Annotated in this window: 14 protein-coding genes and 1 tRNA gene; 7 read left to right on the plus strand and 8 right to left on the minus strand. The window is 72.5% G+C overall.

Translation table 11 applies throughout. The annotated features are described in order from the left end of the window. Positions 1–3 precede the first annotated feature (3 nt). The 3 genes from RND61_RS07625 to RND61_RS07635 form a co-directional block, all read right to left on the minus strand. The gene (locus tag RND61_RS07625) at positions 4–1,500 is read right to left on the minus strand and encodes a Stp1/IreP family PP2C-type Ser/Thr phosphatase (RefSeq protein WP_315877033.1); all 1,497 of its coding nucleotides are present in this window, start codon (positions 1,498–1,500) and stop codon (positions 4–6) included. Between the two features lie 126 nt (positions 1,501–1,626). Then, on the minus strand, positions 1,627–2,121 hold the full coding sequence (locus RND61_RS07630; RefSeq protein WP_315877034.1) for an FHA domain-containing protein FhaB/FipA: 495 nt from the start codon (positions 2,119–2,121) through the stop codon (positions 1,627–1,629). 10 nt (positions 2,122–2,131) lie between these two features. Then, positions 2,132–3,004 (minus strand): DUF3662 and FHA domain-containing protein, encoded by an 873-nt coding sequence (locus RND61_RS07635; RefSeq protein WP_315877035.1) that lies wholly within the window; start codon positions 3,002–3,004, stop codon positions 2,132–2,134. 541 nt (positions 3,005–3,545) lie between these two features. Between RND61_RS07635 and RND61_RS07640 the strand changes: the two genes are divergently transcribed. From RND61_RS07640 to RND61_RS07655, 4 genes are all read left to right on the plus strand, one after another. Further along, positions 3,546–3,632: transfer RNA gene (locus RND61_RS07640), tRNA-Leu, on the plus strand. A 244-nt stretch (positions 3,633–3,876) separates the two neighbouring features. Then, positions 3,877–5,415, plus strand: a complete 1,539-nt coding sequence (locus tag RND61_RS07645; RefSeq protein ID WP_315877036.1) for a DUF2252 domain-containing protein — start codon at positions 3,877–3,879, stop codon at positions 5,413–5,415. A gap of 34 nt (positions 5,416–5,449) precedes the next feature. Then, positions 5,450–6,397, plus strand: coding sequence for a hypothetical protein (locus RND61_RS07650; RefSeq protein WP_391653035.1), 948 nt, complete (start codon positions 5,450–5,452; stop codon positions 6,395–6,397). A 5-nt stretch (positions 6,398–6,402) separates the two neighbouring features. After that, on the plus strand, positions 6,403–6,747 hold the full coding sequence (locus RND61_RS07655) for a rhodanese-like domain-containing protein (RefSeq protein WP_315877037.1): 345 nt from the start codon (positions 6,403–6,405) through the stop codon (positions 6,745–6,747). A gap of 141 nt (positions 6,748–6,888) precedes the next feature. Here the strand turns inward: RND61_RS07655 and RND61_RS07660 are convergent, their stop codons facing one another. From RND61_RS07660 to paaA, 5 genes are read right to left on the minus strand one after another with little or no spacing between them, the layout of a single operon-like run. Beyond that, positions 6,889–7,950 (minus strand): 2Fe-2S iron-sulfur cluster-binding protein, encoded by a 1,062-nt coding sequence (locus RND61_RS07660; protein ID WP_315877038.1) that lies wholly within the window; start codon positions 7,948–7,950, stop codon positions 6,889–6,891. Continuing rightward, positions 7,951–8,448 carry a 1,2-phenylacetyl-CoA epoxidase subunit PaaD gene (gene paaD, locus RND61_RS07665; protein WP_315877039.1) on the minus strand — a complete coding sequence of 166 codons (498 nt, stop codon included), beginning with the start codon at positions 8,446–8,448 and terminating at the stop codon, positions 7,951–7,953. Next, positions 8,442–9,182: a 1,2-phenylacetyl-CoA epoxidase subunit PaaC gene (paaC, locus tag RND61_RS07670; protein WP_315877040.1), complete on the minus strand. Its 741-nt coding sequence runs from the start codon at positions 9,180–9,182 to the stop codon at positions 8,442–8,444. The genes paaD and paaC overlap by 7 nt, the downstream gene beginning before the upstream one ends. Then, positions 9,179–9,466 (minus strand): 1,2-phenylacetyl-CoA epoxidase subunit PaaB, encoded by a 288-nt coding sequence (paaB, locus tag RND61_RS07675; RefSeq protein WP_255138154.1) that lies wholly within the window; start codon positions 9,464–9,466, stop codon positions 9,179–9,181. The genes paaC and paaB overlap by 4 nt, the downstream gene beginning before the upstream one ends. Continuing rightward, positions 9,463–10,452 (minus strand): 1,2-phenylacetyl-CoA epoxidase subunit PaaA, encoded by a 990-nt coding sequence (gene paaA, locus RND61_RS07680; RefSeq protein ID WP_315877041.1) that lies wholly within the window; start codon positions 10,450–10,452, stop codon positions 9,463–9,465. Before paaA ends, paaB begins: the two co-directional genes overlap by 4 nt. A gap of 184 nt (positions 10,453–10,636) precedes the next feature. Between paaA and RND61_RS07685 the strand changes: the two genes are divergently transcribed. Genes RND61_RS07685 through RND61_RS07695 form a run of 3 tightly spaced genes read left to right on the plus strand, consistent with a single transcriptional unit; the run spans position 10,637 to position 13,175 of the window. Further along, on the plus strand, positions 10,637–11,290 hold the full coding sequence (locus RND61_RS07685; protein WP_391653038.1) for a DUF5819 family protein: 654 nt from the start codon (positions 10,637–10,639) through the stop codon (positions 11,288–11,290). Further along, entirely contained in the window at positions 11,287–12,510 is a 1,224-nt protein-coding gene (locus tag RND61_RS07690; RefSeq protein ID WP_315877043.1) for an HTTM domain-containing protein, read from the plus strand. Before RND61_RS07685 ends, RND61_RS07690 begins: the two co-directional genes overlap by 4 nt. Further along, positions 12,507–13,175: a TrmH family RNA methyltransferase gene (locus RND61_RS07695; RefSeq protein WP_315877044.1), complete on the plus strand. Its 669-nt coding sequence runs from the start codon at positions 12,507–12,509 to the stop codon at positions 13,173–13,175. Before RND61_RS07690 ends, RND61_RS07695 begins: the two co-directional genes overlap by 4 nt. Positions 13,176–13,217: the final 42 nt, after the last annotated feature.

Below are 13,217 nucleotides of genomic sequence, written 5' to 3' on the forward strand. Positions count from 1 at the left end.
TGCTTACTGCTTGCCGCAGTTCGAGGCCAGCCTCTTCTCGTCCTCCGTGAGGGTGGGGCCCGGGGAGGGGACGGCTGTGGTGGGCGTGGGCTTGGGCTTGGTGGTGCCGGCGGAGCCCGTGGTGCCGCCGGCCTGCTCCTCGCTGGGAGGCGTCGTGGCGCGGGCCGTGCCGGCCGCGCGGGCCTGCTCCTGCTTCCTGCAGGCGGTCGCCTGGGCCCCCAGCTCCTTGATCTTGGCCTCGGCCTTCGCCAGGCTGCTGCCGGCGATCGTCTCCTCGACCTGCTTCTGCTGGTAGGCGGGGAGGTACTTGAGTTCGATGTCGGGGTGGTCCTTCTCCACCTTCGACAGCGACAGCCACGCCAGGTCCTGGCTGATGCCGCGGTACAGCGCGACGTGGCCGTCGTTCGCACCGACGTAGTACTGCGTCTGCGTCCAGCGGTAGCCGCCGTACGCACCGCCGCCGACGAGCGCGACCACCAGCAGCGCGAAGAAGATCCGCTTGGCCCACTTGCGGCCGGGGCGCGGCTTGCTGAGGTCGGCGTCGCCGTACGCGCCGTAGCCGCCGCCCTCGGGGGGCATGCCGCCGTAGCCGATGCCGTCGCCGCTGCCGGGCGGGCCGAAGCCGCCCGCCGGCGGTTGCCCGGACCGGCCGAGGCCGGACGCGCGGCCCGCCGGGGTCTGCATGGCGCCGCCGTCGTTGAGCTGCGGCTGGTTCTCGGCGACCGCGCCGACGACGACCGGGGAGTCGCTGAGCCGGCCGGCGAGGGTGTCGCCGCCGTCCACGTCGAGGACGTCCGCGACGATCACGGTGATGTTGTCGGGGCCGCCGCCGCGCAGGGCGAGCTGGATGAGCTCCTGGACGGTCTCCTGCGGGCCCTGGTAGCCGGCGAGCGTCTCCTCCATCGTCTGGTGGGAGACGACGCCCGACAGGCCGTCGGAGCAGATCAGGTACCGGTCGCCGGCGCGGACCTCGCGGATCGACAGGTCCGGCTCGACGTGGTCGCCGCTGCCCAGCGCGCGCATCAGGAGGGAGCGCTGCGGGTGGGTGGTGGCCTCTTCCTCGGTGATCCGGCCCTCGTCGACGAGGCGCTGGACCCAGGTGTGGTCCTGGGTGATCTGCGTGAGGACGCCGTCGCGGAGGAGGTACGCGCGCGAGTCGCCGACGTGGACGAGGCCGAGCCGCTGGCCGGTCCACAGCAGGGCGGTCAGGGTGGTCCCCATGCCTTCGAGCTGGGGGTCCTCCTCGACCATCATGCGCAGCTGGTCGTTGGCGCGCTGGACCGCGGTGCCGAGGGAGGTGAGGATGTCCGAGCCGGGGACGTCGTCGTCGAGGGTGACGAGCGTGGAGATCACTTCGGAGGAGGCGACCTCGCCGGCGGCCTGGCCGCCCATGCCGTCGGCGATCGCGAGCAGGCGGGGTCCGGCGTAGCCCGAGTCCTCGTTGCCCTCGCGGATCATGCCCTTGTGCGACCCGGCGGCGAAACGCAGTGACAGACTCATGCGCACCTCACCCGTCGGCTCGGGGTACAGCCGGTCTCGAGCCACACTGCCCACCCTCCGGTCGGGAGCCCCTTCCGGTCCCCTGGGACCGCTGCGGCTCGCTCGCTCCGCTCGCTCATTGTCGTACTACTTCCGCAGCTCGATGACGGTCTTGCCGATGCGGATCGGCGCGCCCAGCGGAATCGGGGTCGGTGTGGTGAGTCGGGTCCGGTCGAGGTAGGTGCCGTTCGTGGACCCGAGATCCTCGACGATCCACTGGCCGTCACGGTCCGGGTAGATCCTGGCATGCCGACTGGAGGCGTAGTCGTCGTCCAACACGATCGTGGAGTCGTGGGCCCGGCCCAGCGTGATGGTCTGGCCCTGGAGCGCGACCGTCGTGCCGGCCAGCGTGCCCTCGGACACGACCAGCTTGGTCGGGGCGCCGCGGCGCTGCCGCTGCTGCGGCGGTGCCGCGCCCTGGCGGCCGCCCTGCTGCGGACGCGCGCCCTCGCGGCGCGAACCGCGCTGCGTGACCCGCGTCCCGAACAGGTCGCTGCGGATGACCTGGACGGCCACGATGACGAACAGCCACAGTACGGCGAGGAAACCCAACCGCATGACCGTGAGGGTCAGCTCTGACATTGCCCCCGCTTCACCCTTCGGCTTGCCGGTAAACGATGGTGGTACTGCCCACGACGATCCGCGAGCCGTCGCGGAGCGTAGCGCGGGTGGTGTGCTGCCCGTCGACCACGATGCCGTTGGTGGACCCGAGATCCTGGATCGTCGAGGGCGTTCCGGTCCGGATCTCGCAGTGGCGGCGGGACACGCCGGGGTCGTCGATCCGTACGTCGGCGTCGGTGCTGCGGCCCAGCACGAGGGTGGGGCGGGAGATCTGGTGGCGCGTGCCGTTGATCTCGATCCAGCGGCGCACCTGGCCGGCGCCCGGCACGTGACCGGAGGCGCCCGGCGGGCGGTGCGCGGCGGGACCGGGGCGGTGCGCGCCGCCGGGGGCGCCGGCGCCCGGCGGCGGGGCGGCGGGCATCGGCGGCGCGCCGGTCGGCGGGTAGCCGTAACCGCCGGGGCGACCGCCCTGGCCGTGCGGCGGGCCGGCCGGGTGCGCGCCGTCGACGGGCTGCGCCGACTGCGAGGAGCTGGACGCCAGGGTGCGGCTGCGGACCCGGTACAGGCCGGTGTCGAGGTCGTCGGCCTTCTCCAGGTGGACCTTGATGGGGCCCATGAACGTGTACCGCTGCTGCTTGGCGTAGTCCCTGACGAGGCCGGCGAGCTCGTCGCCGAGCTGGCCCGAGTACGGGCTGAGGCGCTCGTAGTCCGGCGCGCTCAGCTCGACGATGAAGTCGTTGGGGACGACCGTCCGCTCGCGGTTCCAGATCGTCGCGTTGTTGTCGCACTCGCGCTGGAGGGCCCCGGCGATCTCGACGGGCTGGACCTCGGACTTGAAGACCTTGGCGAAGGTGCCGTTGACCAGGCCTTCGAGACGCTGCTCGAACCGCTTCAGGACTCCCATGGGGCACCTCCTCCGTCGTTGCCGTCCTGGTACTGCTTACTGATCGTATCCACGCGTCGGGAAATCGGCTGGTTCCCCTTCTCTGCCCTGTGGACGAGTGTCACCTCTCACATCTCCCGTACGGATCGTAGAGGCGGCCTGTGGACAGTGTCCCGCACCCGGGGCCCGGCCGGGATGAGCGGGGGGCGGGGCGTTCCGTTCCGTGCCGGTCCATTCCCGTCGTCCCGTGGCGGGGTGTCCATATGTACGTCTCCATGGAGTGCGTGGCGTGTGCGGTCTGTGCGACGTGTGTGCTGCGCGTGGTGTGCGGTCGGGCGGGTGGACGGAACGTGTACCCGCTTCCGCGCGGTCCCGCGTGTGCCCGCTTCCGCGTGTGCCCGCTTCCGCGTGTGCCTGCTTCCGCCCGTGCCGCCGTCTCCCCTCTTCCTTGTTTGCCCGCCGGGCCCCGAAACAACGGATGTGAATCCACCCCGTGCGACGTGCTAATCTTCAGATGTCGCCAGGCGGTCGCACCGAACAAGGTGGGGCCCGAGGTGACGATGCGCGGGTGGCGGAATAGGCAGACGCGCTGGATTCAGGTTCCAGTGCCCGCAAGGGCGTGGGGGTTCAACTCCCCCCTCGCGCACCACAGGAGACAGGGTCTCCACCAGGACGAAGGTCCGGGTGGGGGCCCTTTCTCGTTGGGCGGTCCGCCGTGGCGGGAGCGGCGGCGCGGTGAACCGCCGTCTCGTGAGCAGTGGCAGGCCGGGGCGGCCGGGGACGCGGCGGCGGGCGCCGGGGGCGTGTGCGGGTTGTCCACAGGGGGAGACGGGTGGGGGACAGGGGGGTACGGTCGTCGCACGTTCGGTCTGTTTCACGTGAATGGGGGGCGTATGGACGAGAACCGGGCCGTGGTGCCCGCGCAGCGGACGGGTGGCGGCGCGGGCGCGGCCGGCGCGGGTGCGGGGCCGACGGGCGTGGGGGCGGGGCCGATTGGCGCGGGCGCGGCGGACACGGGCGGCGACGCGGAGCGGATCCCGGTCGTGCCGGGATTCGCGCGGCACCCCGCCGGGACGCACGGACCGGGCGGGGCCGAAGGGCCCAAGGCGTACGCCAAGGCCCTGCGCGGGCGGGTGCCGCGCGCCGCGCACGGCACGCTGGTGCTGCGTGCCGGACGTCCCGACGCGGTGCGCGCGGTCGAGGAGTCGAGCCGCGACCGGGTGCCCGCACTGGCACCGATACGGGTCGGGCGCATGGCGGCGACGCCCTTCGCGTTCCTGCGCGGTGCGGCCGGGCTGATGGCGCACGACCTCGCGGGCACACCGGTGACGGGCGTGGGCGCGCAGATATGCGGCGACGCGCACGCGGCGAACTTCGGCCTGTACGGCGACGCGAGCGGCCGGCTGGTCATCGACCTGAACGACTTCGACGAGACCGTGGTCGGCCCCTGGGAGTGGGACGTCAAGCGGCTCGCGACGTCCCTGGTGCTGGCCGGTCGGGAGGCCGGGGCCGACGAGGACGTGTGCCGGGCGGCCGCGTACGACGCGGTGGGCGCCTACCGGCGGACCATGCGGCTGCTGGCGCGGATGCCGGTGCTGGACGCGTGGAACGCCATCGCCGACGAGGAACTCGTCTCGTACACGGACGCGCGGGACCTGCTCGGCACGCTGGAGCGGGTGTCGGAGAAGGCGCGCGGGAACACGAGCGCCCGGTTCGCCGCGAAGGCGACGGAGATCTGCGAGGACGGCTCGCGGCGGTTCGTGGACGCCCCGCCGGTGCTGTCGCGCGTGCCGGACGCCGAGGCCGCCGCGGTCGCCTCCGCCCTGGGCCCGTACCTGGAGACGCTGCCGCCGGACCGGCTGCCGCTGCTCGCCCGGTACGCGATCCAGGACGTGGCGTTCCGCGTCGTCGGCACGGGCAGCGTGGGCACCCGGTCGTACGTGGTGTTGCTCCTGGACCACCGGGGGGAGCCGCTGGTGCTCCAGGTGAAGGAGGCCAGGCCCTCGGCGCTGGTGCCGTACCTGCCCGAGGCCGGGTTCGAGGCCGGGGCGGCCGGGCATGAGGGGCGCCGGGTCGTGCTGGGACAGAAGCGGATGCAGGTCGTCAGCGACAGCCTGCTCGGCTGGACGACCGTCGAGGGGCGGCCGTACCAGGTCCGGCAGTTCCGCAACCGGAAGGGCAGCGTCGACCCGGCGGCGCTGGCGGCCGACCAGATCGACGACTACGGGCGGATGACCGGCGCCCTGTTGGCGAGGGCGCACGCCCACAGCGCCGACCCGCGGATCGTAGCGGCGTACTGCGGCAAGAACGACGAGCTGGACACGGCCTTCGCCGCCTTCGCCGTGGCGTACGCGGACCGCACCGAGGCCGACCACGCCGACCTGGTCACGGCCGTCCGGGCCGGACGTGTCGCCGCCGAGCTGGGCGTATGACGGGTTGGGCGCCGGTCGCCCGTAGTCTGGACAGGTGACGACCCCGAGCGACGACCTGACCGGCGCCCCCGTGGAGGAGGCCGCTGCCGCCGAGCGGCACCGGAAGCCCGAGCAGCAGGGCCCCCCGCCCACGGAGGCCGGTGCCGCCGCGCCCGGTGCCGCCGAGGCCGCCGGGCCGCAGGAGGCTCCGGAGGCGCGGCTCGCCCGTGCCGTGCGGGCGGCGGAGCAGGCGCTGATCGAGTTCGAGATCGCGGTGGAGAGCTTCCGGATCGAGGTGGAGAACTTCTCCCGGCTGCACCACCAGCGGCTCGGTCCGATGTACGCGCGCCTCGACGAGCTGGACGCGCTGATCGCGGAGGCGCGGGCGGCGCGCACCGGCGATCCGGAGGACCTGCGCAAGGCGCAGGAGGCCCGGGCCGTGGTGATGCCGATGCCTGGGGTCGACGAACTCTTCCACAGCTGGATCGACTCCGAGGGCCTGTCCCCGGAGGCCGCCGCGATGCTGAACGAACAGCCCGTGCAGGCGCCCCGGCGGGTGCGTCCCAGCGACGAGGCGCGCAAGCTCTACCGGGACCTCGTCCGCAAGGCGCATCCCGACCTGGCCGCCGAGGAGGCGGAGCGCAAACGGCGCGACGAGTTCATCACGCGCGTCAACACCGCGTACGCCCGCGGTGACGAGGCGCTGCTGCGGCAGCTCGCCGGCGAGTGGGAGGCGGGGCCGGCACCCGCCGAGCCGCCGGTCAGCGAGAGCGAGGAGCTGTACGCCCGTCTGGACTGGCTGGCGCAGCGCAAGGAACTGCTGACGGTCGTCGCGCGCGAGCTGGAGGAGAGCGCGATCGGTGCGATGCTGCGGATGGCGCCCGACGACCCCGACCGGCTCCTCGACGAGGTCGCCGAACAGCTGCTGGCCCAGGTCTCCGAGCGCGAGGCCGAGCTCGCGGCGCTGACGACCTCCCCGTACCTGCCCGAAGAGAAGGAATGACCCCCATGAACTTCGCACCGCTGCCCGTCGTGGACGCCGCGTCCGTGCCGGGTGACGCCCTGGTCCTCGACGTGAGGGAGGACGACGAGTGGGCCGCCGGGCACGTCGAGGGTGCCCTGCACGTACCGATGAGCGAGTTCGTCGCCCGCTTCGGCGAGGTGACGGAGGCGGTGGCCGACGGACGGCGCGCCTATGTGATGTGCCGGGTCGGCGGCCGGTCCGCGCAGGTCACGCAGTACCTGGTGCAGCAGGGGATCGACGCGGTGAACGTCGACGGCGGCATGCTCGCCTGGGAGAGCGCCGGACGCCCGATGGTGAGCGAGCACGGCGGTCCCGCGGCCGTCGCGTAACCGCCGGCTGCGGGGAGCCGGGCAACGGCGAAGGGCCGGGTGGCCGCGAGGTTTCGAACGGCGGCGGGGAGCCGAGCGGTCGTGAGGAACCGGGCGGGTGGGCCGGCGCGTGTCCGCCACCGTCACCGCCGCCCGCCCGTCTCACCGGTCGAAGTCGAGTTCGACCTCCGGTGTCATCGGGTGCGACTGGCACGCCAGTACGTAGCCGGCGTCCGTCTCTTCGGTCTCCAGCGCGTAGTTGCGGTCCATCCGCACCTCGCCCGAGACGAGGAAGGCCCGGCACGTACCGCAGACGCCGCCCTTGCAGGCGTACGGCGCGTCCGACCGGCCGCGCAGCACGGTCTCCAGCAGGGCCTCGCCCTCCCGCACCGGCCACGTCCCGGACCGGCCGTCCAGGGTCGCCGTCAGCGTGGCCGCCGGCGCCCCGCCCGAGGCCGGCCGGCGGACCGGCGACAAGCCGCCGTCCACGTGGAAGACCTCCTGGTGGACCCGGTCCCTCGGCACGCCGAGGCCCCGCAGCGCCCGCTCGGCACCCTGGACCAGCCCGAACGGCCCGCACAGGAACCAACCGTCCACGTCGTCCACTGCCAGCAGCGCCGGGAGGAGGCGGGACAGCCGTTCCTCGTCCAGCCGGCCGGACGGCAACCCGGTCTGCTGCTCCTCACGGGACAGCACCGTGACCAACTGGAAGCGGTCGGGGTAGCGGTCCTTCAGGTCGGCGACCTCGTCGAGGAACATCGTCGACGCGGCCGTGCGGTCGCTCCGTATGAGGCAGAAGCGGGCCCGCGGCTCCCGCGCCAGCAGCGTCGCCGCGATCGACAGCACGGGGGTGATGCCGCTGCCGCCGACGATCGCCGCGAAGTGCCCGGGCCGCGGTGGCAGGACGAACCTGCCCGTCGGCTCCATGACCTCCACCGTGTCCCCGACGGCGAGTTGCTTCAGGGCGTAGGTGGAGAACTCGCCGCCCTCGACGAGCCGGATGCCGACGCGCAGCACCGGGTCCTCTCCCGGACCGGCGGCGGGTGAGCAGATCGAGTACGTACGGCGGATCTCCTCGTCGCCGGTGGAGGCCCGACGCATCGTCACGTGCTGGCCGGGGACGTGGCGGAACGCCTCCCGCAGCTCTGGCGGGAGGGCGAAGGAGACGGCCACCGAATCGTCCGTGAGCCGCTCGACCCCACTCACCCGGAGCGGATGGAACATCTACAACTCCTTGAAGTGGTCGAAGGGTTCGCGGCAGGAGGCGCAGCGACGCAGCGACTTGCACGCGGTCGAGGAGAACCTGCTCAGCAGCTCGGTGTCGGTCGAGCCGCAGTGCGGGCAGCGGATGGCGAGCGTGAGCGGCACGGGCCCACCGGAATGCCACTGCGGCCGGGGCGGGGCTATGCCGAACTCGGCGAGCTTGCGCCGCCCCTCGTCACTGATGTCGTCCGTGGACCAGGCGGGGGAGAGGACCGTGAGGACCGAGACCTCCACCATGCCTCGGTCGTGGAGGACCCGTTCGATGTCCGAGGTCATCGCCTCGATCGCCGGGCAACCGGTGTACGTGGGGGTCAGCTCGACCTCGACCCTGCCGGGGCCGAGGACCCGCACGCCCCTCAGCACGCCCAGCTCCTCCAGAGTGAGCACGGGCATCTCGGGATCGGGGACCGAACCGGCCAGGCGGCTCAGCTCCTCCTCGAGCGGCGTCATGGTCACCATGACGCCCCTGGGTGGCTGCGGTGCAGATGCTGCATCTCGGCGAGCATCCGCCCGAACGGCTCGGTGTGCACGCCCTGCCGTCCGGCGCCCGCGCTCCACGCCGTCGCCCGGGGTCCCTCGGGGAGGGGGAGGGTCGCCCGGTCCAGCACGGCGGAGACCGACGTCAGCCAGTCGGCCTCCAGCTCCCGCCAGTCGACGTCGACGCCCTCGACGGGCTGGAACAGCTCGCCGGTGAAGCGCCACAGCGCGGCACAGGCCGTCCGCATCCGGTCATGACTCTCGGGGGTGCCGTCACCGAGCCGGAGCGTCCACTGCTCGGCGTGGTCCTGGTGGTAGGCGACCTCCTTGACCGCCTTCGCGGCCAGGCCCCGCAGCGCCTCGTGGCCCTCGTCACCCGGGCGCGCGTCAGTGGCCGCGAGCCGGCCGTACAGCAGGCGCTGGTAGGTGGAGAAGTACAGTTGGCGGGCGATGGTGTGGGCGAAGTCGCCGTTCGGCTGCTCGACGAGCTGGGCGTTGCGGAAGGCCCGCTCCTCCCGGAGGAAGGCCAGTTCGTCCTCGTCTGCGACGAGGGAGAGCAGGACGCGGGCCTGTCCGAGCAGGTCCAGCGCGATGTTGGCGAGGGCGACCTCCTCCTCCAGCACGGGCGCGTGGCCCGCCCACTCCCCCAGCCGGTGGGACAGCACCAGCGCGTCGTCGCCGAGGGCGAGGGCCGCGGTGTTCAGGGAGGTCGTCACAGGTGCTGCACCCCCTCGGGGATCTCATAGAACGTCGGGTGTCGGTAGGGCTTGTCGGCGGACGGTTCGAAGAACGGGTCCTTCTCGTCCGGTGACGACGCGGTGATCGCGGTGGCGGGGACGACCCAGATGGAAACGCCCTCGCTGCGCCGGGTGTACAGGTCGCGGGCGTTGCGCAGGGCCATTTCGGCGTCCGGGGCGTGCAGGCTTCCCGCGTGCGTGTGGGACAGCCCGCGGCGCGAGCGGACGAACACCTCCCACAGCGGCCAGTCGCTGGTCGTCATGCCGTCGCCTCCCCGGTGTTCCCGGACTCGTCGCCCTTGTTCCGATCGCGCTGCTTCGCGGCGTACGCGGCCGCCGCCTCCCTGACCCAGGCTCCCTCTTCATGGGCGCGGCGGCGCTGGGTGATCCGCTGTTCGTTGCACGGACCGTTGCCCTTGAGGACCTCGCGGAACTCGGTCCAGTCGATCGCGCCGAAGTCGTAGTGGCCCCGCTCCTCGTTCCACCGGAGGTCGGGGTCGGGGAGGGTCAGGCCCAGGGACTCGGCCTGCGGGACGCAGATGTCGACGAAGCGCTGGCGCAGCTCGTCGTTGGAGTGGCGCTTGATCTTCCAGGCCATGGACTGCGCGGAGTGCGCCGATTCGTCGTCGGGCGGGCCGAACATCATCAGCGACGGCCACCACCAGCGGTTGACGGCGTCCTGCGCCATCTCGTGCTGCGCCGGCGTGCCCCGCGAGAGGGCGAGCAGCGCCTCGTACCCCTGGCGCTGGTGGAAGGACTCCTCCTTGCAGACCCGGATCATCGCGCGGGCGTACGGCCCGTAGGAGCAGCGGCACAGCGGCACCTGGTTGGTGATCGCGGCGCCGTCGACGAGCCAGCCGATCGCGCCGACGTCGGCCCAGGTCAACGTGGGGTAGTTGAAGATCGACGAATACTTCTGGCGGCCCGAGTGGAGCTTGTCCAGCAGCTCGTCCCGGCTGACGCCCAGGGTCTCGGCTGCGCTGTACAGGTACAGGCCGTGCCCCGCCTCGTCCTGGACCTTGGCCATCAGGATCGCCTTGCGGCGCAGGGAGGGCGCACGCGTGATCCAGTTCGCCTCGGGCTGCATGCCGATGATCTCGGAGTGGGCGTGCTGGGCGATCTGCCGGATCAGCGTGGTGCGGTACGCCTCCGGCATCCAGTCGCGCGGTTCGATGCGCTCGTCGGCGGCCACGGCGGCGTTGAACACCGCCTCGTACGCCTCCTGCGAGTTCGCCGTCACTGCCGTCATCGGGCCCCCTACCGACCGATCGTTCGGTTGAATGACTTCAATGGTGAGTCGGCGGCCCGTATGGTGTCAACCCTGTGGAAAACCGGGGTGGAGAGACGCGGAACGGGGCGGGATGGAGTCGTACGACGAACGGCGCGGACGCGCCGGGGGCGCTGTCGGCGGCGAAAGCCCTGATCACGCCGGGTTGGCGGCGCTCTCCCTGCCGTACCAGGTGGTGGGTGCCGTCGCCCTCGCGGTGATCGGTCTGGTCGCCTGCTTCCACGTGGGCGTGGTGTTCCTCCACGTCGCGCCGTCGAACACACTGACCAAACAGCACGGCGAAACCGTCGACGCCTGGGTCATGCCGGAGTTCGAGCAGAACTGGAAGCTCTTCGCGCCCAACCCGCTCCAGCAGAACATCGCGGTCCAGGTCCGCGCCGAGGTGGTCCGCGACGGCACCCGTCGGGTCACCCCGTGGATCGACCTGACCGCCGAGGACGCCGAGGCGATCCACGGCAACCCCTTCCCCAGCCACGTGCAGCAGAACGAGCTGCGCCGCGCCTGGGACTTCTACGCCAACCAGCACGGCGACGACGACCGGGCGAACAGCCTGCGCGCCGGCCTCTCCGAGCGCTACATACGCCGCATCGCCATGTCGCGGCTGGAGGACCACCGACTGGGCGGGAAGGTCGAGCGGATACAGATGCGCTCGTCGACCACGGGCGTCGCCGCCCCGCCGTGGAGCCGCGAGAAGACCGACACGCGGACGTACTACCGGCTCCTGCCCTGGTGGACCGTGACCGCCGCCGACCTGCCGGGCGGCGCGACGGGCGGACGCGCAGCGGAGGAGGCCCGGTGAACCCGACCAGCACCTCCCGGCCCGCGGACCGCCGCGAGAGCCCCGACCGGCGCCTCGCCAGGGCCGTCCAGCGGCTCACGGGCACCGTCCTCGGCCCGTACCAGACCGCCGTCGTCCGGATCGGCTTCGCCGCGACCTGGCTGTTCTTCCTCCTCCGCGAGTTCCCCCACCGCCACGAGCTGTACGGGCCCGAGAGCCCGTGGGGCTGGCACATGGCGCGGCAACTGATCGCGGACAACCACTCCTTCACCGTCCTGATGTGGACGGACTCCGCCCTGTGGTTCGAGGTCGTCTACGCGGTCGCCGTGCTGTCCAGCGCCCTGCTGCTGGTCGGCTGGCGCACCCGGGCCACGTCGGCGCTGTTCATGGTGGGCGTCCTCTCGCTGCAGAATCGCTCCGTCTTCATGGGCGACGGCGGTGACAACGTCATCCACCTCATGGCGATCTACCTCGTCCTCACCCGCTGCGGACGCGTCTGGTCGCTGGACGCGCGCCGCCGGGCCCGCCGCCCCGCCGGGGCGGGCTCCGACCCGACCGGGGTGGCGCTGTGGACGGTGCTGGGCCTCGGCCTCGTGGCGGTCCTGCTGTTCCGCGACAGGAGCGGCGAGCCGTGGATCGTCGTGCTGCTGGGGCTGCTGTGGCTCGCCCAGGGAGCGTGGTGGCTGGTGTGCCGCTTCGCCCCCGGCCAGCCGCGCGTCCTGCTCGACGTCCTCGCCAACCTGCTGCACAACGCCACCCTCGCGGTGATCATGGCCGAGGTGTGCCTGATCTACGCGACGGCCGGCTGGTACAAGATTCAGGGCTCGCGCTGGCAGGACGGCACCGCCCTGTACTACCCGCTGAAGCTGGACTACTTCAGCCCGTGGCCCGTCCTGTCCGACCTGCTGGCCGGCGCCAGCCTGGTGGTCATGGTCATCACCTACGGCACGGTGATCGTGCAGGTGGCCTTCCCGTTCACCCTCTTCAACCGCCGGGTCAAGAACGTGCTGCTCGCGGCGATGATGCTGGAGCACGCGGGGATCGCGCTGCTGCTCGGGCTGCCGTTCTTCTCCCTCGCCATGATCACCGCGGACGCCGTCTTCCTGCCGACGGCCTTCCTGTTGTGGCTGGAGGGCCGGGTCCGTCGCGCCGGGGGGCGGCTGCGCCCCGGCCGGGCCGCGGGGGCGGGGGAACGGGGCCCCGTACCGGACGCGCCGGCTCCCCGTACCCTCGTCGGGTGAGCAGCGAGACCCAGGCGGACACCCCCCTCCAGTACGACGACGGCTACGGCCCCGAGGTCGGCGTCGGGCCGCACCCCCTGCCCTGGCCGCGGGACGAGCGGTACGACCCCGAGCTGCTCGCCGGGGGCGACCGGCGCAACGTCGTCGACCGCTACCGGTACTGGACGCGCGAGGCGATCGTCGCCGACCTGGACACCCGCCGCCACGACTTCCACGTGGCGGTGGAGAACTGGGGCCACGACTTCAACATCGGGTCGGTCGTCCGGACCGCCAACGCCTTCCTGGCGAAGGAGGTCCACATCGTCGGGCGCCGCCGCTGGAACCGGCGCGGCGCGATGGTCACCGACCGGTACCAGCACGTGCGCCACCACCCCGACACCGAGTCGCTGACGGCCTGGGCCGCGGCGGAGGGCCTGCCGATCATCGGCATCGACAACCTGCCGGGCGCGGTGCCCCTGGAGCGCACCGAGCTGCCCCGCCGCTGCGTGCTGCTGTTCGGGCAGGAGGGGCCGGGCCTCACCGAGGAGGCCCGGAAGCACGCCCGGATGGTGTGCTCCATCGCCCAATTCGGCTCGACCCGCTCCATCAACGCGGGAGCCGCCGCGGCGATCGCCATGCACGCCTGGATCCAGCGGTACGCCGAGATCGGTGGCTCCCCCGCCTGAGAGCGGGGTCCCGGCACCCGGACACGCCGGGCACCGGATCGT

Origin of the sequence: Streptomyces tamarix (assembly GCF_032423885.1) — a bacterium.
Lineage (GTDB): Bacteria > Actinomycetota > Actinomycetes > Streptomycetales > Streptomycetaceae > Streptomyces > Streptomyces tamarix.